The sequence below is a fragment of the Rhodococcus sp. UYP9 genome (genome assembly GCF_040547235.1).
Lineage (GTDB): Bacteria > Actinomycetota > Actinomycetes > Mycobacteriales > Mycobacteriaceae > Rhodococcoides.
Genome location: NZ_JBEPPH010000009.1, coordinates 89,870 through 114,628 on the forward strand (window position 1 = coordinate 89,870; position 24,759 = coordinate 114,628).

General features: G+C 61.1%; 21 protein-coding genes and 1 pseudogene. 15 read left to right on the forward strand and 7 right to left on the reverse strand.

The annotated features are described in order from the left end of the window. Positions 1-13: 13 nt before the first annotated feature. Together mftM and mftR are read right to left on the reverse strand one after the other, a co-directional pair. Entirely contained in the window at positions 14-850 is an 837-nt protein-coding gene (mftM, locus tag ABIB36_RS20670) for a mycofactocin oligosaccharide methyltransferase MftM (RefSeq protein ID WP_084348017.1), read from the reverse strand. Then, positions 847-1,485 (reverse strand): mycofactocin system transcriptional regulator MftR, encoded by a 639-nt coding sequence (mftR, locus tag ABIB36_RS20675; RefSeq protein WP_084348018.1) that lies wholly within the window; start codon positions 1,483-1,485, stop codon positions 847-849. The genes mftM and mftR overlap by 4 nt, the downstream gene beginning before the upstream one ends. Positions 1,486-1,596: 111 nt before the next feature. On the opposite strand from mftR, the gene mftA reads away from it, so the two are divergent. The 6 genes from mftA to ABIB36_RS20705 all read left to right on the forward strand — a co-directional run bounded on the left by mftA (position 1,597) and on the right by ABIB36_RS20705 (position 8,356). Beyond that, complete coding sequence (gene mftA / locus ABIB36_RS20680; RefSeq protein WP_084348019.1) at positions 1,597-1,710, forward strand: mycofactocin precursor MftA; 114 nt, start codon at positions 1,597-1,599, stop codon at positions 1,708-1,710. A gap of 1 nt (position 1,711) precedes the next feature. Further along, positions 1,712-2,014, forward strand: coding sequence for a mycofactocin biosynthesis chaperone MftB (gene mftB / locus ABIB36_RS20685; RefSeq protein WP_084348020.1), 303 nt, complete (start codon positions 1,712-1,714; stop codon positions 2,012-2,014). A gap of 87 nt (positions 2,015-2,101) precedes the next feature. Next, complete coding sequence (mftC, locus tag ABIB36_RS20690) at positions 2,102-3,352, forward strand: mycofactocin radical SAM maturase (protein ID WP_084348021.1); 1,251 nt, start codon at positions 2,102-2,104, stop codon at positions 3,350-3,352. A 12-nt stretch (positions 3,353-3,364) separates the two neighbouring features. Further along, positions 3,365-4,543, forward strand: coding sequence for a pre-mycofactocin synthase MftD (gene mftD / locus ABIB36_RS20695; RefSeq protein ID WP_354562876.1), 1,179 nt, complete (start codon positions 3,365-3,367; stop codon positions 4,541-4,543). Positions 4,544-4,547: 4 nt separating this feature from the next. Beyond that, positions 4,548-6,410, forward strand: a complete 1,863-nt coding sequence (locus tag ABIB36_RS20700; RefSeq protein ID WP_354562874.1) for a mycofactocin system FadH/OYE family oxidoreductase 1 — start codon at positions 4,548-4,550, stop codon at positions 6,408-6,410. Further along, complete coding sequence (locus ABIB36_RS20705) at positions 6,407-8,356, forward strand: mycofactocin system FadH/OYE family oxidoreductase 2 (protein ID WP_354562871.1); 1,950 nt, start codon at positions 6,407-6,409, stop codon at positions 8,354-8,356. The genes ABIB36_RS20700 and ABIB36_RS20705 overlap by 4 nt, the downstream gene beginning before the upstream one ends. A gap of 35 nt (positions 8,357-8,391) precedes the next feature. Here ABIB36_RS20705 and ABIB36_RS20710 read toward each other — a convergent pair whose 3' ends face one another. Both ABIB36_RS20710 and ABIB36_RS20715 read right to left on the reverse strand, forming a co-directional pair. Beyond that, entirely contained in the window at positions 8,392-9,141 is a 750-nt protein-coding gene (locus tag ABIB36_RS20710) for an IclR family transcriptional regulator (protein WP_354562869.1), read from the reverse strand. Continuing rightward, positions 9,141-10,646, reverse strand: coding sequence for an APC family permease (locus tag ABIB36_RS20715; protein WP_354562867.1), 1,506 nt, complete (start codon positions 10,644-10,646; stop codon positions 9,141-9,143). Before ABIB36_RS20715 ends, ABIB36_RS20710 begins: the two co-directional genes overlap by 1 nt. Positions 10,647-10,904: 258 nt before the next feature. Between ABIB36_RS20715 and ABIB36_RS20720 the strand changes: the two genes are divergently transcribed. Both ABIB36_RS20720 and ABIB36_RS20725 read left to right on the forward strand, forming a co-directional pair. Further along, positions 10,905-12,482: a flavin monoamine oxidase family protein gene (locus ABIB36_RS20720; protein ID WP_084348025.1), complete on the forward strand. Its 1,578-nt coding sequence runs from the start codon at positions 10,905-10,907 to the stop codon at positions 12,480-12,482. A gap of 32 nt (positions 12,483-12,514) precedes the next feature. Beyond that, positions 12,515-13,162, forward strand: coding sequence for a Rid family hydrolase (locus ABIB36_RS20725; protein ID WP_354562864.1), 648 nt, complete (start codon positions 12,515-12,517; stop codon positions 13,160-13,162). Positions 13,163-13,330: 168 nt separating this feature from the next. Here ABIB36_RS20725 and ABIB36_RS20730 read toward each other — a convergent pair whose 3' ends face one another. The 3 genes from ABIB36_RS20730 to ABIB36_RS20740 form a co-directional block, all read right to left on the reverse strand. Next, complete coding sequence (locus ABIB36_RS20730) at positions 13,331-14,089, reverse strand: aspartate/glutamate racemase family protein (RefSeq protein ID WP_084348027.1); 759 nt, start codon at positions 14,087-14,089, stop codon at positions 13,331-13,333. Positions 14,090-14,099: 10 nt separating this feature from the next. Continuing rightward, positions 14,100-15,656, reverse strand: a complete 1,557-nt coding sequence (locus ABIB36_RS20735) for an NCS1 family nucleobase:cation symporter-1 (protein WP_354562862.1) — start codon at positions 15,654-15,656, stop codon at positions 14,100-14,102. Between the two features lie 129 nt (positions 15,657-15,785). Continuing rightward, the gene (locus tag ABIB36_RS20740; protein WP_354562860.1) at positions 15,786-16,511 is read right to left on the reverse strand and encodes a GntR family transcriptional regulator; all 726 of its coding nucleotides are present in this window, start codon (positions 16,509-16,511) and stop codon (positions 15,786-15,788) included. Positions 16,512-16,618: 107 nt separating this feature from the next. Between ABIB36_RS20740 and mftE the strand changes: the two genes are divergently transcribed. The 7 genes and pseudogenes from mftE to ABIB36_RS20775 all read left to right on the forward strand — a co-directional run bounded on the left by mftE (position 16,619) and on the right by ABIB36_RS20775 (position 24,687). After that, positions 16,619-17,323 carry a mycofactocin biosynthesis peptidyl-dipeptidase MftE gene (gene mftE, locus ABIB36_RS20745; protein WP_084348110.1) on the forward strand — a complete coding sequence of 235 codons (705 nt, stop codon included), beginning with the start codon at positions 16,619-16,621 and terminating at the stop codon, positions 17,321-17,323. Positions 17,324-17,426: 103 nt separating this feature from the next. Next, entirely contained in the window at positions 17,427-18,824 is a 1,398-nt protein-coding gene (gene mftF, locus ABIB36_RS20750) for a mycofactocin biosynthesis glycosyltransferase MftF (RefSeq protein WP_179142364.1), read from the forward strand. Then, entirely contained in the window at positions 18,821-20,290 is a 1,470-nt protein-coding gene (gene mftG / locus ABIB36_RS20755; RefSeq protein ID WP_354562857.1) for a mycofactocin dehydrogenase MftG, read from the forward strand. Before mftF ends, mftG begins: the two co-directional genes overlap by 4 nt. A gap of 131 nt (positions 20,291-20,421) precedes the next feature. Beyond that, positions 20,422-21,717: a sigma-54-dependent transcriptional regulator family protein gene (locus ABIB36_RS20760; RefSeq protein WP_354562855.1), complete on the forward strand. Its 1,296-nt coding sequence runs from the start codon at positions 20,422-20,424 to the stop codon at positions 21,715-21,717. A gap of 117 nt (positions 21,718-21,834) precedes the next feature. After that, on the forward strand, positions 21,835-23,358 hold the full coding sequence (gene exaC / locus ABIB36_RS20765) for an acetaldehyde dehydrogenase ExaC (protein ID WP_084348031.1): 1,524 nt from the start codon (positions 21,835-21,837) through the stop codon (positions 23,356-23,358). Then, entirely contained in the window at positions 23,358-23,909 is a 552-nt protein-coding gene (locus tag ABIB36_RS20770; RefSeq protein WP_256895778.1) for a DUF779 domain-containing protein, read from the forward strand. The genes exaC and ABIB36_RS20770 overlap by 1 nt, the downstream gene beginning before the upstream one ends. A gap of 21 nt (positions 23,910-23,930) precedes the next feature. Then, a pseudogene (locus ABIB36_RS20775) lies at positions 23,931-24,687 on the forward strand (cation diffusion facilitator family transporter). Positions 24,688-24,759 lie beyond the last annotated feature (72 nt).

The window sequence follows — 24,759 nt, forward strand, 5'->3', positions numbered from 1 at the left end:
GCGGTGCTTCGGCTCATACCGGAAGCAAAACGGATGCTTTGTTCAGAACCAGCCACCCGCCGTGGAATTCGGCAACTTCGAAGTCGGTATGGGTAGATCGTCCCAGTTCGATCAAGGCTGCCTCATCGAAGGTGCGTACGTGGCCATGGCAGGCGGTGGCCTCGTCTTCGAAAGGTACCGCGATGACCACCTTGGTCCGTGCGATGCGTAAGGCCTCGTCGATGATTCGCGCACCGGCATCTGCGTCCACGTGCTCGAGGAGGTGCAAGGCCGTCACCGTGTCGACGCTGTTGTCCGCGAGCGGAACATCGGCAGCGTCACAGGTCAGCGTCTCGATGGTGACGCCAAGGTGGGGCGCGACGGTATCGAGTAGCCGCATGGTGCCGGCCGACAGATCGGTGGCGGTCACGGCATGTCCGCTCAATGCAAGGCGGAGTGGAAAGAATCCGAAACACGAACCCAGATCCAGAACCGAACCGATCACCAAGGATTCTGCGCGCTCGTGAATGGACGCGAAATCGGCAGCTCCCGATAGCAATTCGTCGAGCGAGTTTCGGTAATACGTGGCCCATGCTTGCACCGGATCGGCGATTGTCGATCGAACGAGGCCGACCATCACCAGTTCGAACTCCCGCTGAGACAGGTCGGCTTCGACTGCGTGTGCGGTGATCTCCCGGACGAGTCTTTCGCCGATATGCTTCGAGCTCAGTCCGTGGCGCACATCCACCGCGTCGCCGTGGCGCGTCACGCCTATGTGGCCGGGGGCTGCCTGCGGGGTGAACGAGACTGTCGTATTTTCATGTGTCCACGAACCTGGAACGCTGGGCGCGAGGGCGTCTAGTTCGGTCATGTCGATTCTTTCGCGTAAGTACTCGAAGCCGTCGGAGTGCTGGGAATGCCGGAATACAGCGTTCTGGTGCCGTCGGACAGAAGCTCGGCGAGGTCGAGTGTTTCATCGGTGAGCCACTGCTCGTATGCAGACATTGCCACACCGAGAACCAGCCAGCCAACCGTTCGGGGAAAGTGATCGCTCGGGTTCGAATCCGTTCGCGCCGCCACGTATTCGGTGATGACGCCCCGCCAGCCCTCGTACATGAGCATCGAGTAACCCTGGAGCGCAGGATTTCGCAGAATCAACTCCATGCGTTGGCGATGGACCGCGCGTTCGTCCTCGGGGAAAGTGTTGAAATGCAGAAGCGCCGAGCGGATCCCGTCGGCCAGCAAGATGTCATGGGGAAGTGCCGCAAGAAGGCTGCGAAGTGCACCGAGTTGTTCGTCGAAGTCTCCCCACGGAACGGCGTTCTTGGATGGGAAATATCGAAAGAACGTGCGACGCGCGATGCCGGCGGCTTCGGCGATCTCGTCCACGCTGGTCTCGTCGAATCCGTTCCGAGCGAAGAGCTCGATGCCGAGATCGCTGATCTCACCCCTCGTTGTGGATGGGCGTCGACCTACCCGGCTGGACAGTTTCGTACGGCTTTCCACTTTTTCTCTCCGATTGGTGTCATTCTGCACTCGATGCCATTATTGTAGTGAACCAAGTCACGTCCAGTACCGGATGTGGCGGATCCACATATTTTCACCTGGAGGTAAGCGATGTCCCAGAATTCGAAGACCGACGTTGTCAACGCTGCAGTGATCGAGACCGACCTCGTCGAAGAATCCCTCGTCGAAGAGGTTTCCATCGACGGTATGTGCGGCGTCTACTGACATGTCCGCACCCGTGAAGTCGTCCCAGGAAGCTGCATTGGACCTGGATGCTCGATGGGCTCTTCACCCGCAGGTGGCGCTGCGTCCCGAGTCGTTCGGGGCGCTGCTCTACCACTTCGGGACACGAAAACTCTCGTTTCTCAAGAACCGGACGATCGTGACGATCATCGAATCGTTACCCGATCATTCTGACCTGCGGTCCGCGATCACGGCTGCAGGAATCGCAGAGTCGGCGGTGCCCCAGTACACGCGCGCCCTCGCGACACTGGTCGGTTCGCACATGATCGTCCGCATCGACGCCTGATTCACCACAGCTCACCAGAGAACTCGAGCACCACGGAAGCAGCCCCTTCCATCGTCTCGCCACACCCATACCGAAGAGGACAACCCGATGACCTCCATGCTTGAAAGGCCTGCGCCGCCCCCTGCGGTCGGCAAACTGGTCGATCAGTTCGAACTCGGACTCGACGCACCCATCTGTCTGACGTGGGAACTGACCTACGCCTGCAACCTGTCTTGCGTTCACTGCCTGTCCTCATCGGGCCGGCGTGACCCCAACGAGCTCTCGACCGAGCAGTGCAAGTCGATCATCGACGAGTTGCAGAAGATGCAGGTCTTCTACGTCAATATCGGTGGCGGTGAGCCGACGGTTCGAAGCGATTTCTGGGAACTCGTGGACTACGCGACGGCCCATCAGGTCGGCGTGAAGTTCTCCACCAACGGCGTCAAGATCGACAAGAAGGTCGCTGCCCGCCTGGCCGCATCCGACTACGTCGATGTGCAGATTTCCATCGACGGCGCTACTGCAGAGGTCAACGATGCAGTGCGCGGACCCGGATCCTTCGACATGGCGATCCGCGCCCTCGAGAACCTGCAGGAGGCGGGGTTCAAGGACGCGAAGATCTCTGTAGTCGTCACCCGCCACAACGTGTCACAGCTCGATACTTTCAAGGCGCTGGCGGACAAATACGGTGCGACACTGAGGATCACGCGCCTACGCCCGTCGGGTCGTGGCGCCGATGTGTGGGACGATTTGCATCCCACGGCCGGCCAACAGCGAGAGTTGTACGACTGGCTGGTCGCGAACGGCGAGGGCGTCTTGACCGGAGACTCGTTCTTTCACCTCTCTGCCTTCGGGGACGCGCTACCAGGCTTGAACCTGTGCGGCGCTGGGCGAGTGGTGTGCTTGATCGATCCGATCGGCGACGTCTATGCCTGCCCGTTCGCTATCCACGAGAACTTCCTCGCCGGAAACATCGTCCGCGATGCGCGTCCCGCGACAGCGACATCTGCGGCTGTGGGCGGCTTCCAAACCGTCTGGCAGACGTCCGAATTGTTCCAGGAGTTGCGGTCCCCGCAGACCTCCGGCGCGTGTACCAAGTGCGCACATTTCGATTCGTGCCGCGGTGGCTGCATGGCAGCAAAGTTCTTCACCGGCCTCCCCATGGACGGCCCTGACCCCGAATGCGTAATCGGCAACGGAGAGATGGCGTTGGCGGCGGCGGGAGAAATCCCCAAGTCCAGCGTCGACCACTCCCGTACCGGGCAGCGTAAAACACCGAGAGCGTCGGTTCCGCTCACATTGATGATGCGGCCACCGGCCAAGATCTGCGACGAGAATCCTCTCGCAGGAATGGAATAGGAACATATAGCTATGGCCAAGAGTGCGTGGTTCGAGACCGCTGCCGAGGCGCAACGGCGTGCCAAGAAACGACTTCCGAAATCCGTGTACGCCGCACTGGTGGCGGGCTCGGAGCGGGGCATCACCGTCGACGACAATACGGCGGCATTCGGTGAGCTCGGCTTCGCGCCGCATGTTGCGGGGTTGTCGGACAAACGGGATCTGTCGACAACAGTCATGGGACAACCACTCTCGTTTCCGGTCATGATCTCGCCGACGGGTGTGCAGGCCGTGCACCCGGAAGGCGAGGTCGCTGTGGCCCGTGCCGCGGCCGCTCGCGGAATCCCGGTCGGGTTGTCCTCCTTTGCGAGCAAATCCATCGAAGAGGTCGCGGCCGTGAACCCGCAGACGTTCTTCCAGATGTATTGGGTCGGCTCGCGCGAGGTTCTGCTTCAGCGCATGGAGCGGGCACGTGCGGCCGGCGCGGTCGGATTGATCATGACGCTGGACTGGTCGTTCTCCAACGGACGCGACTGGGGCAGCCCGTCGATCCCGGAAAAGATGGACCTCAAGGCGATGTGGCAGTTCGCCCCCGAAGGCATCACGCGTCCGAAATGGTTGTGGGAGTTCGCGAAAACCGGAAAAATTCCCGATCTGTCGACGCCCAACCTGACTCCACCCGGGGGTACTGCGCCGACATTCTTCGGTGCATACGGCGAGTGGATGGGTACCCCGTTGCCGACCTGGGAGGACGTTGCCTGGCTGCGTGAGCAGTGGGGCGGGCCGTTCATGCTCAAGGGAGTCATGCGTGTCGATGACGCCAAGAAGGCAGTCGACGCCGGAGTCACCGCCATCTCGGTGTCCAACCACGGTGGCAACAACCTCGACGGCACTCCAGCTCCGATCCGCGCGCTGCCGGCGATCGCCGAGGCAGTGGGCGACCAGATCGAGATCACCCTCGACGGCGGCATCCGTCGAGGAAGCGACGTCGTCAAAGCACTCGCACTCGGTGCTCGTGCTGTCATGATCGGCCGGGCGTACCTGTGGGGTCTTTCAGCGAACGGTCAGGCCGGTGTGGAGAACGTTCTCGATATTTTGCGGGGCGGCGTCGACTCCGCTGTTCTCGGACTCGGACACTCCTCTGTCCACGACCTGACTGCGTCGGACGTCGTCATGCCGTTGGGATTCGACCGGAAGCTTGGTGCAGAGTAGCGAGGTGACTCTGCTGACGGAGCCGATCGTCCTCGGTGGACGGTCGGCTGCCAGTCGCGTGATGTTCGGCCCGCACGAAACCAATCTTGCTGATGGCCGGGCTTTCTCGCCGGCACTGGTGGAGTACTACCGCCGTCGGGCGGGCGTCGGGATCATCGTCACCGAGAATGCGTCGGTGCATCGGTCGGACTGGCCGTACGAGCGTGCGCCTCTGGCATCGGAGTGCGGGCCCGGTTGGCAGGCTGTGGTCGACGCGTGCAGGCCGAACGGAACGCTCGTTCTGGCAGGCCTGACTCACACCGGATCCCAAGGTTCGCCTGCGTACTCGCGGGAGGCACTGTGGGGGCCGTCGCACGTCGCAGACGTGGCTTCGCGTGAACTGCCGATGGCGATGGAACCGGAACACATCCGTGCCGCGGTGGACGGGTTCGCTGCCGCTGCTCGCGTTGCTGCCGCTGCCGACGTCGACGGCGTCGAACTCGATGCAGGCTCATCGAGCCTGATACGGCAGTTCCTCTCCGGCCTGACCAATCTGCGAGAAGACGAATATGGCACCGACCGAATGCTGTTCGTACGGAACGTGGTTACCGCGGTGCGGGCCGAGCTCGGCCCGGATCGAATCCTTGCGCTGCGGCTGAGCTGTGACGAGGGAGCGCCGTGGGCGGGGATCACTCCCGCAATCGGTGCCGACATCGCCCGCGAGATGGCGCCGGAACTCGATCTGCTTACCGTCGTTCGAGGTGGGGCGATGGCCATGTCCACCTATCGCCCGGACTTCCACACCGAGCCTGGGTTCAACCTCGACCTGTGTCGATCGGTATCGGGCTCTGTCGACGGCATGGTTCCTGTTGTGCTGCAGGGCAGCATCGTCGACACAGCGATGGCCGAAGCCGCACTCTCCGAGGGTGTTGCGGACATCATCGAGATGACACGAGCATTGATCGCCGATCCCGATCTGGTATCGAAGTCGCGAGCCGGTGCGAGCCCGCGGCCGTGCATTCTGTGCAATCAGACCTGTCTGGTTCGGGATCCGCGTAATCCGACCGTGGCGTGCATCGGACGAGCAGGCGATGACCCGGAGCCGGACGGTGCAGGCACTGTGCTGGTGGTGGGTGGTGGCCCCGCTGGTCTCGAGGCAGCGCGGGTGTTGGCCTTGCGGGGTCGGACGGTCACCTTGTACGAGCGTAAGCCCGTGCTAGGGGGCTTGTTTTCGCTCACGAGCACTGGAGAGGCGTTGACCGCATGGCTCGCCGCCGAGTGCGTCCATCTCGGGGTCGATATTGTGACCGGGGTCGAGATCGGACCCAGCGATCTCGAGGCGGGAAAGGACGTCGTCCTCGCGACCGGCAGTGTGCCGAGCCCGCGATCGTTCGAGGTGGCTACAGGCGTGCACTACCTCGATTCCGGAGCCGTTCTGGACGGTGCCGTGCTCGGCGAGGGGCCCGTTGTCGTATGGGATCCGGTCGGTGGTCCCGTGGCTGTCGCGCTTGCTGAGCGCTTTGCAAAGGCAGGTAGGGACGTTTCTGTGGTGACTGTCGATCAGACCATCGGTCGACACCTTTCCTTGTCCGGTGACCTGGCTCCGGCCAACGTTCGGTTGCAGCGCGCAGGCATCCAGCGTCATCTACTGTCAAAAATTCTGCGGGTCGGCGACGGCGGCGCCGAGCTCGAGGACGTACACACCGGGCAACGCCGCATGATCGAATGCGCAGTGGTAGTGGACTGCTCGCATCGCTCTGCTGACGATTCCTTGAACGGTCCGAGGCGGATGACGATTGGGGACTGCGTCGCGCCTCGTTCTGCCGCCGAGGCCATTCGAGACGGGTACGACGCCGGAGTGTACAAAGCCACAGGGTCTGTCCGATGAAGTATCCGCGGCTGTTCGCCCCTCTCGACATCGGTCGGTCGACGGTGCGGAACCGAGTTGTCTTCTCTGCGCATCTGACCAACTTCGCCGAGAACGGCCTCCCGACGGATCGCCACGCCGCCTATTACGCAGCTCGCGCCGCAGGCGGGGCCGGCTTGATCATCGTCGAGGAGCAGTCCACCCACCCGTCGGATCAACCGTACGAGAAGATGATTCAAGGGTATCGCCCAGCGGTGATACCTCGATATCGAGCGATCACCGACGCCGTACACGCACACGGAGCGCTCGTTCTGGCACAGGTCAACCACAATGGTGGACAGTCGTCAGGAATGTATTCGGGGCGTTCGGTCCTCGCACCCAGCGCCGTCCCCGATCCGCTCTTTCGAGAGGTACCTCGTTGCCTCGACCGGGTCGAGATCGGCGAGTTGGTGGACGGATATGTGCGCGTCGCCGAGCATTGCAGGGACGGCGGATTCGACGGCGTGGAGCTACAGTGTTCACAGTCCTCGTTGATCCGAATGTTCCTGGCGCGCACTACGAACCATCGCACCGACGAATACGGGGGTGACCTCGCCGGGCGAGCTCGATTCTTGGTGGAGGTTCTCTCGGCAGTCCGCACCGCTCTGGGGCCCGAAATGATCGTTGGAGTGAGGCTGAGCGGGCAGGAAAACATCGAGGGGGGTATCCGTCTGGACGAAGCCGTGGACACCGCTGTCCTCGTCGAACGAACCGGTTCGGTCGATTACATCAATACCGCAATCGGCGTGGCGACCTCGACGCTCCACCTGATCGAGGCATCGATGGCAACGCCCCATGGTTACGCGAACTTCGTTCCCAGTGCTATCCGAGAGCGGGTGTCGTTGCCGGTGATCGGGGTCGGACGCTTCACCACACCGGAGATGGCCGAGCAGGCTCTCGCCGACGGGGTGTGCGATCTGGTCGGCGTCGTTCGAGGCCAGATTGCAGACCCGGAGTTCGCGAACAAGGCCCGTGAAGGCCGTGCGCGAGAAGTCCACACCTGCCTGTCCTGCAATCAGGACTGCATCGGACGCGTCGGGATGAACGCCGCACTGGGATGTGTCGTAAACCCCAGCGCCGGAAAAGAATTCGTCGCCCTGCCGCAGTTGCCCGCTTCAAGACTGCGAGTCCTGATCGTTGGAGGCGGACCGGCAGGACTGCAAGCTGCATCGACTGCTGCACACGCAGGGCACGACGTCACGTTGTACGAACACGAGCCACAGACCGGGGGACAGGTCCGGACCGCTGGACGGGCACCGCATCGCGCCGAATTCGCTGGAATCGTCGATGTTCTCGAAGCGGAATGCCGCGCACGCGGTGTAAGAATCCGCACAGGCGTCGAGGTCGACAGAATGCTCGTCCTGACGCAAAAGCCCAACGTGGTGGTGATCGCGACCGGGGCAAACCCGGTGCGTCCGGAGTGGGCAAGTTCCCACGATCACGTCGTCGACGTCCGTGAGGTCCTCGACGGCACGGCGTCACTGTCAGGTCGCGTCCTGATCGTCGACGAACTGAGTTTCCACCACGCGACGTCGACGGCAGAGTTTCTGGCCGAACGCGGCTGTCAGGTGACGGTATGCACGCCGGGGATGGTCGTCGGGCAGGATCTCGGGCTCACCCTGGACATGGAAGGGTGGCGGCGGCGAGCGCACGGACAGTCGATCACCTGCCTGACCGATGTCGTCCCGGTCCAGCTACGCGACGGCCTCGATATTTCGCTGCTCCATCACCCCACAGGCGTGACGGCGAACCATCGGTTCGATTGGATCGTCTGCTCGCTCCACCAGAAGCCGGATGACGCATTGTGGAACGAGTTGAAGGACGAAGGGTTTTCGGTCGTACGTATCGGCGACGCCGTCACACCTCGCCGACTGGATTCGGCAATACGCGAGGGGGAGCAGGCGGCGAGGAGCATTGCAGGGACGTGACTGTAGAGCCCAGACGGTTTTGCAGAGGAGCAGGGTCATCGGGCAGTACCAATTTCACGAGCCGAGACCGTGAGCAGTTCGATCAATCCCGCATCGTCTGTATGCAGCCGTCCCGTCCTCCCGATAACAGCCAGAGCGCCGCGGACTCCATCGGCGTCGTCTCGGATGGGGACGGCGATAGCCGATCTGCCTACCTTGATCTCGTCGACCTCAATGGCGATGCCGCAACTTCGGATTCGGCTCAACTCGACAGCAAGATCAGCAAGATCGGTGATGGTGCGACTGGTGAACTTGCGCAGGTCCTTCAAGCTGACCCCGTCAGGCCTGTTGGCCAACAGCAGTTTCCCTATGGCCGATGCGTGTGGGTGCGTCGCAAGAGCGGATTCGCCGGGCAGTTCGTGGTCGGGGTCGCGATCGATAAGAGCGATCCGGTCGTGCTGATACGAAACGAGATAGACCCCGAATCTAGTGTGACTGCGGATTTCGTCGACGATTTGCCGATGGTCTACGACAGCAGTCTGCGGGGCAGCACCTGCCAGTTCCCGCGTTCGACGGCCGAGCGCGAAGCCGGACAGATCCTCGATCCGAACCAGATATCCGTCGGCGACCAGAAGGTTCAGCAGACGGTATGCGGTTGCCGGTGCAATGCCAGTGAAGTTGGCGACGTCCTTGGCGCGTGCTCCAGAGCCGATTTGCGCTACGGCTTCCAGTAGGGCAAGTGCCTTTTGGACCGCTCGTGGTTCGTGACCTCCAGTTTCTGGCACTCTCGTCGTCCGCGTCACCATCAGCGGGCGTCGTGTCGGGACAGTTTGACGAGTGCTACTGCGCCGCGGGAGTTCTTGCCGTAGGACGCGGCACCGGGGAGTACGTCGTTGGACTCGGCGCTGTCGAAGACTCCGATCGAATCGAGAACCTTCGGAGTGCGATGGCGTAGGTATCTGTGCCAAGCGAGCCCAGACCCCGCGAAAATTGTGAATACGGTCAGAGAGGTGAGGTTTTGTTCCCGGCAGACTGAGACCACCAGGCTGGTCAGAGTCGCGCAGCCCACTGCGCAACCGAGCACACCGGACACGATCACTGCTGGGGTGAGTTCACCGATCCGCTGGAGGAATCGAACAGCAGCGACTGCCACCACCGTATAGCCGAGGACGATGGAGGCTCGGGCGAGCAACTTGACGTCCTCGAACACCACTGAGCCGTCGATGAAAGCGAATATAGAACTGGCGGTGGCCAATCCGGCGATCACGACGGTCAGCGCGACGTGGGGTGTACGGAACGAACGATGGACTTGGCTGAAAACGCGGGGAAGTACCCTCTCGATCCCCATTGTGTAGACAAGACGAGAAGCCGCATTGGACGAAGCCATGGACGATGCGAGCCACGAACAACTCAACCCTACGTTCAGCGCAACGACGAGCCACGCGTCGATGCCGGTGGAGGTGCCATGAAGGTACGCGTTGATCAATACCCCGCCGCGACCGGACCACACCGCCCATGCCGCGAACGTAAAGAGGGCTCCGCAGATGACAGGCGTCAAGAGAACGGTTCGAGTGATCGCCACCAACGGACGCTTGGCCTCGGGTGCGAAAAACGTTGCGCTTTCGAATCCGGCGAGTGCGAACATCGCACCGAGCGCGACCAGGAGCAGTCCGTTCGATGCGCCGGATGGCTCGATTTGCACCACCTGGGGGGCCGGAAACATCATCAAACTCACGATGAACAGCAGCGAGCACAGTTCGACGACGAGAATGGCAGTGGCGGCGAATCGAACACCACGCAGCAGGCACGCGAGCATCAGTAGGCCGATAGTTGCGTAGATCAGCAGGGTCCACAGGACACCAGCAGCATTCAGGCCGGTCTCCCGCAGGACAGTACGCACGGCATGGCCACCGAAATACATCGTCATGGCTCCGCTCGCGCAGTACTTGCACAGCATCGCCGCACCGACTGTCAATGCGCCGCGGCTACCGACACCTTGAAACGCGAAGGTGTACAGACCACCCGATGCTGCGAAGCGGCGAGTGAACTGAGATCCGCAGAACGCGATCATCGACACGATGACAGTCGCGGCGACGACAGTGAGCAGCCCGCTGAGCATCGTCTCGTTGGTGAGCATCGTGATTGGAAGGATGACCATCGACGCTGCGGGTGCCGTCGTTGCAATTGCCTGCGCGAGAACCTCGATGCCGGACATCTGGCGACGGCCGAGCGCGCGGAGCGGCGAGAGCGCTGGCCGATCGGGTTCGCGCGCAGCGAAGGACGCAGTGATTGCGTGTTCGAGTGCAGACATGATTTCCGAAAATAGTTGCGACATGTTGCCCGCGGATTGCGGCGATGCTTCGGTCGGGTTCCTACGAATGAGAACGCCTGGACAACCGCCGCATGTTTTCTCACACGGAGTTCGGAGAAGGTATTGCCGCATTTCCATCTCCGACTCTTTCGAGTTCCACGATTGACCGGAATCGAAACCAGCTGGTCTGGCAGTAAGCGTGAAGAGGATCCGGCAGAAGGAGTGTAAGAACACATGGCAGTAACAAGGAGATCGTTCATGCGGGGACTCGGCGTCACCGGCGGTGCGGGCTTGGCCTACGGTGCGATGTCCACGCTCGGCCTTGCTCCTACCGCCGCAGCTGCGCCGTCGCGATTCCAGGCACCGGCGATGGCAGATCTGCTGGGTAGGGTCGAGGGGAGCCCGTCCGTGGTCGTGCTGGGTGGCGGGCCCGCCGGATTGTGCGCGGCGTACGAGTTACAGAAGGCCGGTTACTCGGTCACCATCGTCGAGGCGCGGGCGAGGCCAGGGGGTCGCGTGTGGTCGGCGCGCTCAGGCACCGAGGAAACGGATCTGAACGGGGAGACTCAGAAGTGCACGTTCTCAGAAGGGCATTTCTACAACGTAGGCGCGACCCGAATCCCGCAGAGTCACATCACTATGGACTACTGCAAGGAACTGGGCGTCGAACTGCAAACTTTCGGCAACCAGAATGCAAATACGCTGGTGAACTACAAGAGCGATACTGCGCTGTCGCGGCAGTCGGTGTCCTATCGCGCGGCCAAGGCCGACACCTACGGCTACATGTCGGAGTTGTTGCAGAAGGCCGCAAGTCGTGGAGCGCTCGACGACGTTCTGACCCCCGATGACAAGGACGCGCTGTCGGAGTTTCTGAGCAGCTTCGGTGACCTCTCGGACGACGGCCGTTATCTCGGTTCGACCCGTCGGGGGTACGACTCCGAGCCGGGTGGCGGTTTGAACTTCGGTGCCGAAACCAAGCCTCAGGGTATGTCGGACGTCATCCGAAGCGGCATCGGACGAAACTTCAGCTTCGAGTTCGGATACGACCAGGCCATGCTGATGTTCTCACCGGTAGGTGGCATGGATCAGATCTATTACGCGTTCGAAGACAGAATCGGGCTGGACAACATCGTCTACGGCGCGGAGGTGACCGCGATGAACAATACCTCCGACGGTGCCACGGTCGAGTACACGAAAGATGGAGTGAAAGAATCGATCTCGGCCGAGTACGTGATCTGCACAATCCCACCGGCTCTGGTTAAGCGTCTGGACAACAATCTCCCATCCGACGTACTCCTTGCGTTGAATGCGGCGAAGGCCACGCCGTCGGGCAAGCTCGGAATCGAGTACTCGAGGCGCTGGTGGGAGACCGACGAGCGCATCTATGGCGGCGCCAGCAATACGGACATGGACATCTCGCAGATCATGTTCCCGTACGACCATTACAACTCCGATCGCGGAGTTGTCGTCGGCTACTACAACACCGGCAGAAGACACCAAGCATTCGAGTCACTGACGCACAAGCAACGACTGGCCAAGGCCTTGGCAGAGGGCTCGATGATCCACGGTGACAAGTACACCAAGGACATAGCGTCGTCCTTCTCTGGTAGTTGGCGTCGAACAAAATTCTCGGAATCGGCCTGGGTTTCATGGGCCGGAGCGGGCGACTCGCATGGCGGGATGGCCACCCCTGAATACGAGAAGTTGCTCGAACCTGTCGACCGGATCTATTTCGCGGGCGACCACCTTTCCAATGCAATCGCTTGGCAGCATGGTGCATTCACCTCTGCTCGTGACGTCGTCACTGCCATTCATGCCCGCGTCACCGCGTCTTGACCCCGAATCTTTCTCGAAAGGAACAACACTCAATGTCCAATGCCACACGTTCGTTCACCGCAGCCCTTGCCGCCGGGGCAGTCCTCTTCGCTGCGGCGTGCTCGTCGGAAACCGATCCAGCAGTCGAGCCATCAGCGGCATCCGGCGCACGCTCGGTCATCGAACCCGGCGAAGCGACCCCGATGATTGCGCAGGGAGTCGAGATCGGCAGCGATGCAACGGTGTACAAAACCAGCGGGATCGGACCATCAGCGATGAACAAGGCAGCTCCGGAGGGTAGCGCAGAGTCCTATATCGACACTGATCAGTTTTCCGGCGGCACAATGCCTGCAGGCGTCAGCGTGACCGAGGCCCAAGGGATCGGTGTCCTGAAAAAGATCAGAAGCAATCTCGAAGCCGAGGGATACGCGCTCGAAGACGTCGTAACCATGCGGGTGTTCCTGGACAATGCTCCAGGTACCGAGCGGGCTGACTATTCTGGTTGGAATCGGGCGTATCGGCAATTCTTCGCCAACACCGATCTCGACAGCAACGAGACCGAACTCGTGCCGATGGGCACCGCTGAGCCTGCGGCGCCGATGGAACGAAATGCCGCACGACCGTCGCGCTTCGCGCTCGAGGTCGCATCACTCCCAGTTCCGGGATGGCTCGTCGAGGTCGAGGTCGACGCGGTGAAATAGGAGTCTGTGGACCAACGGCGCCGTTACGAATCCACGGTGTCGTTGGTTCCCCCATTCGGCTTGTCCGCGGTGAGAATCCACGAGATGCCGTATCCCCCCCGATGTCCGACCTTCGCGACCGAGTGGTAGCGGTTGTGGACCTTCCGCAGGAACGGAAGACGTTGACGCTCAGTGGTTGTGGCGCAGTCGTGGCGACACTTCGGTTCCGAAGATCGCCAACAGTCCGGCGTAGGGTTTGGGTGGCGGTGGTGCGAACTCGCCACTCTTGCTTGGCCTCAACCCCATGGCAACGAGTGATTGTACGAACAGCGTTGCGGCAGTGACACCATCAACGACGGGTACGCCGATCGCGTTCTGAATGTCTTCGCACAGGTCGGCCATACCGGCGCAGCCGAGGACGATGGCATCACTGCCGTCGCGTAGCAGTGCTTCGCGGCAAGTTTCGGTGATGACCTTGCGTGCATTTGCGTCGGTCTCCAGCTCCAGTACTGGTATTCGACAGGCATGGACACCTCTGCACCGACTCGACATCCCGTAGTGGGCGGCTAGGTCCAACGCTCGTCCAGTGGTTCGCTCCAGTGTGGTCACGACGGAGAATCCGCGACCGAGGAAGCTTGCTGTATGCATTGCCGCCTCGGCGATCCCGACGACAGGTCCCGATGCCACCTCACGGGCGGCATCCATCCCTGGATCACCGAAGCACGCGATGACATATCCGTCGACGCCCTGCGTCTCACCGAGGACTACCTGCTCGAGTATGCCTGGGATGCTGAGAGCCTCGTCGACGTGAGATTCGATGGAGGTAGGCCCCATCGATGGGCTGACTGCCTCGACGAATGTGTCCGGGCCTGCGACGGCCCGGGCACATTCTTCGATCTTGGCGGTCATCGAAGCGGTGGTGTTCGGGTTGATGACCTTGATGTACACGCGGCAGTTCCTATGCTTTGGTCGGCGCGTCGACGTTCATCACAGCGAGCTTCGTCTTGGTGGCGAGGAAGTAGTAGAGCACGAATCCGACTGCACAGCCGATGAACCAGCTGTACTTCGACGCGGTAGACATGCCACCGATCTCCATACCGTCGATGGCGCCGTTGAACAGCACGGTGAACATGGCCAGTAGAGCTCCCACGATGGTGGCGCACACAGCCGCGGGGTTGTATCCCTTCGAGTACCAGTACCGTCCTGCCGGTGACATCGTGAACAACTCGTCGACGACGACCTTCTGCTTGCGGACCAGATAGTAGTCGGCGATCAGGACGCCGAACAACGGTCCGATGAAAGCGCCGAGGGTCTCGAGGGTCAAGTGGATGACGTCCGGGTTGTTGTACAGGTTCCACGGTGTGATCAAGATCGAGCCCACGGCAGCGATCATTCCACCGGCACGCCAACTGATCCGCTGCGGGCTGACGTTGGAGAAGTCGAACGCGGGGGAGATGAAGTTTGCGACGATGTTGATGCCGATGGTGGCGATCGTGAACGTCAGTGCGCCCAGGACGATAGCGAAAGTGCTGTCGATACGGGCGACGGTTTGGACTGGGTCGGTGATCAATTCACCGAAGACCGGCAATGTCAGTGACGCTGTGACGACGACGAGGATCGAGAAGACCAGGAAGTTGACCGGTAGACCCAGGAAGTTTCCTTTCTTCACTGCCGCGTAGGATTTGGCGTAACGCGAGAAGTCACCGAAGTTGAGCATCGGACCCGAAAAATAGGAGACTACGAGCGCGACGGCTCCGAGCATGATCGGCATCGAACTCCACCCCGTGTGCTGAACCCCACCCAGATTGAGATCGATTGCGCGCCAGCCCGCTTTCCAGATGAGGTAGCCGCACAGCACGAACATGACGACGTAGACGGCGGGGCCGCAGAAATCGATGAACTTGCGGATGGACTCCATTCCTCGCCAGAAGACAGCGGCCTGGACGATCCACAGGAAAAGGAAGCTGATCCATCCGAGAGCGGATAGCCCCGCGAATCCGTAGTCGGTGGTGACTGCGTACGGCGCGAGTCCGGGAAAGAGCTTGATGAGCACGATATCGAGGGCAGCGGAGGCCAGGAATGTCTGAATCCCATACCAGGCGACGGCGATGAGGCCGCGGATGATCGCTGGAATGTTGGCACCGAGCACACCGAACGACGCTCGACAGATCACTGGGTATGGGACGCCTGTAGCTTGGCTCGGCTTGGCGACAAGATTGCAGAAGAAGTACACGAGCGTGATGCCGACCAGGAGGGAGATGAGCACCTGCCAGCTGGCCAGGCCCAACGCGAAGAGGCTACCAGCTGTAACGTATCCACCCACCGAGTGCACGTCCGACATCCAGAAAGCAAAAAGATTGTAGGAAGACCAAGACTGATTCTTCAGTGGCGCGAGGTCTTCGTTGGTGAGTCGAGGGTCGTAACCGTCCTTGATCATGCCGCCGCCGACCGAGTGGCCTGCGGCTTCGACCAGGTCGCCTGACGACGCGCCGGGTTGGTGGGATATATCGGTCATCGATGCTCCTGATGTGCGCGAGGTGCGAGTTTCTTCGACCGACACCGCATACGGGTTCGGTCGGTGAAACAAAAGGTAGCGACGAAGTGTTGCACCTGCGTGACGGCAGTGATATATCATTTCGCGCGTTCAGTCCCGAGGTGAGTGCGGCGATTCTGCAAGAAGTCCGGAATCGCTGGAAATCGATGAGATGACCGTATTGAGACGAATGTGGTGGAATTGTGCGATCTCAATCAGGGCCACCGAATCGCGATCGAGAAATGCTTCGAGCATTCTTCGATGGTCGGTGTGTAATTCTTCGCGAACGGATCCGGCTACGTGCACCATTGGCTGTATCGGCTCGGTGATATTCCATGCTGACTCGAGCATGTGGAGAAGTCGCATCATTCTCGACGGCCGGGTGAGAGACATGTGGAATTCGCGACTTTGACGGTGATACTCGCGTGAGTTGTTTACCGTTATACTCTGTTCCAGAAGATGATTGGCTTTGATGGCGCGAACTCGGTCGTCATCGTTCGCAAGTTCGACTGCTGTTACGAGTGCTGCTGATTCGAGCACTTCGCGGACAATGTACATTTCACGAAATTCGGAGGACGTCAATTGGGCGACGGTGTAACCGAGATTGGGGCGGTGGTCTACGAGACCCTCACCTATGAGCGTTTTCAGGGACTCTCGAACAGGGATTCTGCTCACCCCGAACGATTCGGCAACTTCATTCAACGGTATCGGTGTGTTCGGCGGTGCATCGCCGGACAATATTACTCTGCGTAGTTCTTCGAGTATCTTAGGTTGTCGCTCACCGAGGGTCGCAATACTCAGTTGCGCAAGAAGTACTGATCTCCGTCGTGGTGGCATGTAAGTTCCTTCCGGTATCACACCAGCGGCACATTAGTTCGACATTGTTTCGTATGTGTGAAGATTCGGTGGAGAGCGTGGGTCAAGCGTCCGATAGCATTATCGGAATGCTGCCGCCACCCGTCTCCGAGCCGTCGCGATTAGGCATCGGTGGGTGGCCGCGAGTGCAAGGCGCTCAGACCGTCGTTGTGCCCGTCGGATCGTTCGAGCAGCATGGACCGCACCTGCCGCTGGACACCGATACCCGCATCGCCGAGGCGCTCGCGATGCGGCTGCCCGGCACCGTTCTTGCTCCCGCTATCGCCTATGGAGCAAGCGGGGAGCATGAGGGCTTTCCCGGGACCGTATCCATCGGTTCGGACGCGTTGCACGCGGTTCTGGTCGAGTACGGACGCTCGGCGTGCCGTTGGGCCGAACGTGTCGTGTTCGTCAACGGTCACGGTGGAAACGTCTCGACGCTGATATCCGCCGTCGGACTGCTGCGTTACGAGGGCCGCGATGTCGCGTGGCTACCCTGTGCCGTTCCCGGCGCGGACGCGCACGCCGGCCGGACCGAAACTTCACTGCTGCTCTACCTTTCACCCGACGTCGTCGACATGTCCCGTGTGGAGGTAGGAAATACCGACACTATCGATTCTTTGCTTCCGCGCCTGCGTGCGGGGGGTACGAAGGCAGTATCGCCCAACGGGATTCTCGGTGACCCGCGACTGTCCAGCGGAGATGAGGGTGAGGTAGTGCTGCAGGACATGTGTGCACGGGGCAGCGCTGCAGTGAGTCGGTGGGCACCATCCGATACTGGAATGTTGACGTGATTCAGGTCCTCGATCCGTCCCGGCAAAACCGGCTTCGAGTATGTTCCTCGAAATTTAGGGCAGTGGATGACACATCGGCGCAATGTCCGCTTACGATCACCTGATGGGTCAAGGTCGGTTGCCTGATGGATTCGGGGTACGAGTCGATCCTCGTGTTCGCAAATACTCCGACGGTCGAGTGTTGATCGGTGGCTCACCCACCAGAATGTTGAAGCTTGCACCTACCGCTGCCGCCATGATCGGCGACGGGTTTCTCGAGGTCACCGACTCGCAGTCGGCGCTCGTTGCTCGCAAACTTCTGGACTCGGGGGTAGCCAATCCGCGGCCGATGTCCATCCCGTCTCCGCAGGATGTGACTGTCGTCGTTCCTATGAAGAACAATGCCTCCGGTCTCGGCAGGCTGCTTCCTGCGCTCCACGGTTTGAACGTCATCATCGTCGACGACGGATCCGACGAGCCGGTGACCGCGCCGCCGATGGCCTGGAGCGTCGGTGGGGTGACGGTCCTACGTCACGAGACCTCCAGAGGGCCGGCGGCCGCTCGAAACACGGGACTTCGTAGTGCAACAACGGATTTCGTCGCCTTTCTCGACTCGGATGTCGTTCCCCGCAAGGGATGGCTCGAGGTGATGCTGGGGCACTTCTCGGATCCGGCGGTGGCGCTCGTCGCTCCTCGTATCGTTGCCCTCGAACCCGAGGGCAACGCCTTGGCCAGGTATGAGCATGCTCGCTCCTCTCTCGATCTCGGTCGCAGGGAAGCGGCTGTTCGGGCGGGTAGTTCGGTCTCCTACGTCCCCAGCGCAGCCATGTTGATACGCAGGCACGTAGCCGAGGAATGCAATGGGTTCGACGAATCCATGCACGTCGCCGAGGACGTCGATCTGTGCTGGAGGTTGCAGGAAGCCGGCTGGCGATTGCGATACGAGCCCGTTGCACACGTTGCTCACGATCATCGAGTGACGTTCGGACGGTGGTTCGGCCGCAAACTGTTCTACGGCACCGGCGCCAGCCCTCTTGCCGAGCGTCACCCCGGAATGGTCCCGCCGATTTCGATGTCACCGTGGACCCTGATCGCTACCTTGTTGGCTATCAGTTTCACCAAGCTCGGGCTGCTGGGCGCACTGGCGACTCTCGCAGTGACCATCGGTCGACTACGTAAGATGTTCGTCGGTCTCGATCAGCCCACGCGCATCGCCGCGATACTCGCCGCCGAAGGATTCATTGCAGGGGTTTGGCAACTGGCATCAGCGATGTGTCGGCACTATTGGCCGATAACCCTGCTCGCAGTGTTGCTTTCGAGTCGAATCAGGAAGATTGCACTCGGACTTGCCGTTGCCGAAGCACTGGCCGACTGGTACAACCACCGCGAACTCGGCGGCTTGGATCCGATACGGTATGCCTTCTTCAAGCGGGTCGACGACATCGCGTACGGCACAGGCCTATGGCGAGGTGCCGCCGAGTCTCGTAGCTTGAAGGCGTTGACTCCGCGCATGGACACGTGAGCCCGCTCGAGACTTCGTACGCCGATGTGATCGTCGTAGGTGGCGGCTCTTGTGGCTCCATTGTGGCATCGCGAGCGAGCGCGAATCCGGAGTGTCGGGTAGTGCTCCTCGAAAGTGGGCCCGGGCTCTCGAGCGATGGGACGTATCCGCCGGAGATCCTGGACGCACATGTCCTACCGGTCGGGCCCTCGAGCCCTTGGATGTCGTCGTACCGTGCGGAACTGACGCCAGAGGTCACCCGCTGGATCTCACGGGGGCGAGTCCTCGGCGGCTCCGGAGCAGTCAACGGTGGGTATTTCGTGCGGGGTAGGCCGCAAGACTTCGATGCCTGGCCCGCTTCCTGGTCTTATGACGAGGTGTTGCCCTACTTCCTGAAGTCGGAAACCGATCTGGACTTCTCTGGCGAGTGGCATGGCCGAGGTGGTCCCATGCCGGTAGCTCGGACTCCTCGCGCGGCGCAGAACGAGATCACGAAACTGTTTCACGACGCGGCGATGGCGCTCGGTTATCCGGGAGATCCGGACATGAACGATCCGAGAACGTCCGGCGGAATCGGGTCGGTTCCACTCAATGTCGTCGATGGTCGCAGAGTTAATGCTGCTGCAGCATATCTGCTACCGGTTCTTCGCCGATCCAATCTGGATGTCCTCGCCGAATCCACAGTCGTAGCAGTGCTTTTCGATGGCACCCGTGCGACTGGTGTGGAAGTAGTTCGTAACGGAAGTGTTTCGCGGGTCATCGCTCCATCGGTGGTCCTCTGCGCAGGGGCGGTTCGCACCCCGCAGCTGCTCATGCTTTCCGGTGTAGGTCCGGCGGATCATATTGCAGAGCTTGGTGTTCCGGTTGTTCTGGATCACCCGTTCGTGGGTCGGGAGTTCAGCGATCACCCGGAAGTCGGCGTCTACTATCGAACACCGCTACCCTTCGAACCCGCATCGCCCCTCCAAGAGGTGCTGCATGTCGACGATCTGGAAATACGTCCTTACACAGCGGCATTCGATCGACTGATCCCCGGACTTCCGATCGGTGACCCGATGATCGGTGTCGGCCTGATGAGGTCCGACAGTCGCGGCGACATCACGTTGGCGTCAGCGGACCCCGCGGTTGCCCCACTCGTGAGATATCGATACTTGGAATCAGCGGGCGATCGACGCGCAGTCCAGGCGGGGCTCGATCGTGTTGCCGAATTGCTCGGACGGCTATCGAAGCGGCATCCGATCGAGGTGCTCGATGTCCTGGGCGACCCCCTGCTGAGTCGACTGGGTACTTCGCTTCACCTTTCGGGGAGTTGCGCGATGGGCAACGACAACGGCGTTCTCGACGATAGGTTGCAGGTGCAGGGGCTCGAGGGTCTGATGGTGGCCGACACGTCTGCCTTTCCTGTTGTTCCTACGCGTGGACCGCATGCGACTGCAGTCATGCTCGCCGAGCGTGCCGCGGACTTCCTTTCGGCGTCCGCCACGTAAGTCCTTTCTTCTCGAGGTTCGAGCTGTAAGACCCCACACTCCGAGGCTCTGCCCGGCAAAGGCTTAGCTGTACCCTGAACTATGTGAGCTGCGTTACAGTGACGTGAACATGCAGGAAGGCGTGCATCGGAATGACAGCCAGATTTCCAGGGCAGGGCAACCCCTGGATTGCCGTTCGCCCAGGTGAAGACGTCGATGTTCTCGCCCGGGAGATGTCCACCGCGCACCGACTCTTCGTCGACGACGAGCCGCCCTCGTCCGATTCCGTCAGATCGGTAGTCCTGGACTCCTGGCTGCGCAGCCGAACCAAGGGTGTGAATCCGGACGGTGGAAACGATTCGCTCGCCCTTTCCGGCGCCGAACTCGAGCGATATCGCGACGGTCATCCGATGTCGATCATCAGGCCGGTCATCCGAAAACTGCTCGTCGAGGACGCAGCCGACACCGGTCTGCTGGTCGCGATTTCCGATGCCGAGGGAAGGTTGTTGTGGGTGGAGGGGGATGCGACCGCCAAGGATCGCGCTCTCACCATGAACTTCGCCGAGGGCGCCGATTGGAGTGAAGAGTCCAAGGGAACGAATGCGCCGGGGACGGCGCTCGCCGTCGATCATTGCGTCCAGATCTTCGCGGCCGAGCATTTTTCTCGTTCGGTGCACGAGTGGAGCTGCTCGGCGGCTCCTGTGCATCATCCGACGAGTGGACATATTCTCGGCGCAATCGACATCACCGGTGGTCCGAGAGTTGCTGTGCCCGAGGTGCTCTCGCTGATCCGTGCCACCGTGGCTGCTGCCGAGTCCGAGCTTCGGGTGCATCTGATGAATTCACCGAAGTCACTGGGGGACACAGCACCTCGCCTCGAAGTGCTCGGGAGCGGGCGGCCAGGGTTGGTGCGCGGCAGCGGTCGGTTGGCGCTGTCGCAACGGCATGCGGAAATACTGTTGCTGCTGGGTGATCATCCCGAAGGTCTGAGTTCGGATCATCTCGCTGTGCTGCTCGATGAACACGAACTCGACTCCGTAACGATCCGAGCCGAGATGTCGCGTCTACGGAAGACCTTCGGCGCGTCCGGGCTCGCATCCCGACCGTACCGGTTGGTCGGTGAACTGGCCTCGGATGTAGGTGATATTCGCCGTGCGCTCGACCGTGGTGACGTCGAGGCCGCGATGCGGATCTATTCGGGGCCGGTGCTTCCGGGTTCGTCTGCACCCGGTATCGAGGAAATTCGCGAAGAACTGCGATCCAGGATGCAAGCAGCTCTGCTTCGTGTCGGCGACCCTGTCCTGCTCGCCCAGTGGACCTCCTCGATCCACGGTCGTACCGACGTCATTGCCTGGGAGGCGTATCGCGCCACCCTGAACGCAGATTCTGCGCTTTACGGCCAGGTCAACGCACGTATCGATCTACTCGACCGTCAGTTGGGTGTCTGATTCGATCCATGCGCGCGCAGCAACGTAGTTGCTGCGCTGCACAGCAACGTAGTTGCAACGTTGCAAACTCTAGTGTTCTGAATCACATCAGTTCGGTTGATCAGAAGGAGTCACTAGATGTCCGTCTATGCCCGCCCCGGTACGGCCGAAGCAGTCATGTCGTTCCAGCCACGCTACGAAAACTGGATCGGTGGAGAATGGGTGCCGCCGGTCAAGGGGCAGTACTTCGAGAACCCGACCCCCGTCACCGGTGAGAACTTTTGCGAGGTTGCTCGCTCGACCTCCGAGGACATCGAGCTGGCTCTCGATGCCGCGCATGCCGCCGCTCCCGCATGGGGTAAGACATCCGCTGCCGAGCGCGCCGTGATCCTCAACAAGATCGCTGACCGAATCGCCGAAAACCTCGAGTCCATTGCGCTCGCCGAGTCCTGGGACAACGGCAAGCCGATCCGTGAAACTCTCAACGCCGATATTCCTCTGGCAGTGGACCACTTTCGCTACTTCGCGGGTTGCATTCGTGCACAGGAAGGTTCGCTTTCCGAGATCGACAACGACACTGTCGCTTACCACTTTCACGAGCCACTCGGCGTGGTCGGCCAGATCATTCCGTGGAACTTCCCGATCCTCATGGCAGTCTGGAAGCTCGCGCCCGCACTTGCCGCCGGTAATGCCGTCGTGCTCAAGCCTGCCGAGCAGACGCCGGCCTCGATCCTCCATTTGATTTCGATCATCGGTGACCTCCTGCCGCCGGGAGTGCTCAACATCGTCAACGGTTTCGGTGTCGAAGCAGGCAAGCCTCTTGCCTCCAGCCCCCGGATCGCCAAGATCGCCTTCACCGGTGAGACCACCACTGGCCGCCTGATCATGCAGTACGCGTCGCAGAACCTGATTCCGGTCACCCTCGAGCTCGGTGGCAAGAGTCCCAACGTCTTCTTTTCCGACGTCCTTGCCCACAACGACGACTACCAGGACAAGGCACTCGAAGGCTTCACGATGTTCGCGCTCAATCAGGGTGAGGTGTGCACGTGCCCGTCGCGTTCGCTCATCCAGGCCGACATCTTCGACGAGTTCCTGGCCCTCGCTGCGATCCGCACGAAGGCTGTGCGTCAGGGTGATCCGCTGGACACCGAGACGATGATAGGTGCACAGGCCAGTAACGATCAGCTCGAAAAGATCCTGTCCTACATCGAAATCGGCAAGAGTGAAGGTGCACAGATCGTCACCGGCGGCGAGCGCGCCCAACTCGGTGGAGATCTCAACGGTGGCTACTACATGCAACCGACCATCTTCACCGGCAAGAACAACATGCGGATCTTCCAGGAGGAGATCTTCGGGCCAGTTGTTTCGGTGACGTCGTTCAAGGATTACGACGAGGCCATCGATATCGCGAACGACACGCTCTACGGACTCGGGGCCGGCGTCTGGTCGCGAGATGGAGGAGTCGCCTACCGAGCGGGCCGCGACATCAAGGCTGGTCGTGTGTGGACCAACACCTACCACCAGTACCCGGCACACTCCGCGTTCGGTGGGTACAAGCAGTCGGGCATCGGACGTGAGAATCACAAGATGATGCTCGATCACTACCAGCAGACGAAGAACCTTCTGGTGAGCTACGCCCAAAAGGCTCAGGGCTTCTTCTGATGGCCGGCAGGCCTGCGGCTCCGGCCCCGCCTGCGCGTCTGCGAGCAACCGCCGGGGCGATGGAGCTTCTCTGTCGCCTCGGCGGTATCCACGGAGAGCTGATGATGCATCAGTCCGGCGGGTGCTGTGACGGGTCGTCGCCGATGTGTTATCCCGCAGGGGAATTCATCGTCGGTGACCGGGATGTGTTGTTGGGTCTTCTGGACCTACGTCTCGGCGTGGGCGATATCCCGGACGACCTTCCCGAAGGCGGTGACGCCGTTCCGGTGTGGATATCCGGTTCTCAGTTCCAAGCGTGGAAGCACACTCAACTGGTACTGGACGTCGTGCCGGGACGCGGTGGAGGCTTTTCCTTGGAATCACCGGAGGGCGTACGTTTCCTCAGTCGAGGACGTGCGTACACGGCAGTGGAGAACGAACTTCTCGAGCACCATCCGCCGCTTATCGGCCTCGACTGGGAAGAGGGGCGCAGGCCCGAAGTTCCGGGCGAGCACCTGGTGGTCGCCGAAGCTGCGGACGCGTGCCCGGTGCCCGGGATGCTCCAGGGCTGACGCCGTGCCGAGGTCGGACCGATGAAGAGTTCTACGACCGCTCCAGTCACCGGTGGCGACAGCTTCCACACCGTCGTCATCGCCTTCGTGGCGAATTTCGGCGTCGCTGTCGCCACGACTGCAGCCGCAGTCATCGCCGGTTCCGCTTCGCTGGTTGCCGAGGCCGCGCACTCGTGGGCCGACACCGGCAACGAGATATTTCTGCTCGTCGCCCACAAGCGGGGCTCGCGCGGCCCGCACGACGAACGTCCGCTCGGACGCGGTCGAGAGACCTACTTCTGGTCGACGCTTGCAGACGTCGGACCCTACGCTTCGCGCGGTCTTCGCCGAGGACACCGCAGCACTGATCGGTGTCGTCATCGCGGGAATCGGGATCGGGCTGCACCAGATCACCGGCAACGCGGCGTGGGATGCGATGGGTTCCATTCTCGTCGGCATACTTCTGGCAATCGTCGCATTCGTTCCGATCGACCGGAACCGCCGTTTTCTCACCGGCGAACCCGGGTCGCGAGCACTATGGCAAGCAGTAGTCGACAGGATCGAAGAGTTACCGGGTGTAGCGTCGGTGAACTTCGTTCGTATCGAATTCGCCGGGCCCAAGCAGATCTATGTTGTGGCAAGTGTCGATCTCGTCGGTGATGCCGTCGAATCGTCGATCGCGCGCACGCTCCGGCGACTGGAGCGTGAGCTCGAGACCAACAAGGCTGTTGTGGACGCAGTGCTGACAGTCGCAGAACCGGACGAGGGCGACATCGGTGACGTCAACCAAGTGACGTAGGACGCCGTAATTCTCTCGTCATCGAAAGATGACATCTCGCTTACACAGCGGGCCTATTTTGAGCCGACTCGC

Excerpts from the sequence above, each read along its gene's own strand:
- mftM (WP_084348017.1), bottom strand. The coding sequence starts at position 850 with ATGACCGAACTAGACGCCCTCGCGCCCAGCGTTCCAGGTTCGTGGACA.
- mftA (WP_084348019.1), top strand. The coding sequence starts at position 1,597 with ATGTCCCAGAATTCGAAGACCGACGTTGTCAACGCTGCAGTGATCGAG.
- mftB (WP_084348020.1), top strand. The coding sequence starts at position 1,712 with ATGTCCGCACCCGTGAAGTCGTCCCAGGAAGCTGCATTGGACCTGGAT.
- mftC (WP_084348021.1), top strand. The coding sequence starts at position 2,102 with ATGACCTCCATGCTTGAAAGGCCTGCGCCGCCCCCTGCGGTCGGCAAA.
- mftD (WP_354562876.1), top strand. The coding sequence starts at position 3,365 with ATGGCCAAGAGTGCGTGGTTCGAGACCGCTGCCGAGGCGCAACGGCGT.
- ABIB36_RS20705 (WP_354562871.1), top strand. The coding sequence starts at position 6,407 with ATGAAGTATCCGCGGCTGTTCGCCCCTCTCGACATCGGTCGGTCGACG.
- ABIB36_RS20710 (WP_354562869.1), bottom strand. The coding sequence starts at position 9,141 with ATGGTGACGCGGACGACGAGAGTGCCAGAAACTGGAGGTCACGAACCA.
- ABIB36_RS20715 (WP_354562867.1), bottom strand. The coding sequence starts at position 10,646 with ATGTCTGCACTCGAACACGCAATCACTGCGTCCTTCGCTGCGCGCGAA.
- ABIB36_RS20720 (WP_084348025.1), top strand. The coding sequence starts at position 10,905 with ATGCGGGGACTCGGCGTCACCGGCGGTGCGGGCTTGGCCTACGGTGCG.
- ABIB36_RS20725 (WP_354562864.1), top strand. The coding sequence starts at position 12,515 with ATGTCCAATGCCACACGTTCGTTCACCGCAGCCCTTGCCGCCGGGGCA.
- ABIB36_RS20735 (WP_354562862.1), bottom strand. The coding sequence starts at position 15,656 with ATGACCGATATATCCCACCAACCCGGCGCGTCGTCAGGCGACCTGGTC.
- ABIB36_RS20740 (WP_354562860.1), bottom strand. The coding sequence starts at position 16,511 with ATGCCACCACGACGGAGATCAGTACTTCTTGCGCAACTGAGTATTGCG.
- mftE (WP_084348110.1), top strand. The coding sequence starts at position 16,619 with ATGCTGCCGCCACCCGTCTCCGAGCCGTCGCGATTAGGCATCGGTGGG.
- mftF (WP_179142364.1), top strand. The coding sequence starts at position 17,427 with ATGGGTCAAGGTCGGTTGCCTGATGGATTCGGGGTACGAGTCGATCCT.
- ABIB36_RS20760 (WP_354562855.1), top strand. The coding sequence starts at position 20,422 with ATGACAGCCAGATTTCCAGGGCAGGGCAACCCCTGGATTGCCGTTCGC.
- exaC (WP_084348031.1), top strand. The coding sequence starts at position 21,835 with ATGTCCGTCTATGCCCGCCCCGGTACGGCCGAAGCAGTCATGTCGTTC.
- ABIB36_RS20770 (WP_256895778.1), top strand. The coding sequence starts at position 23,358 with ATGGCCGGCAGGCCTGCGGCTCCGGCCCCGCCTGCGCGTCTGCGAGCA.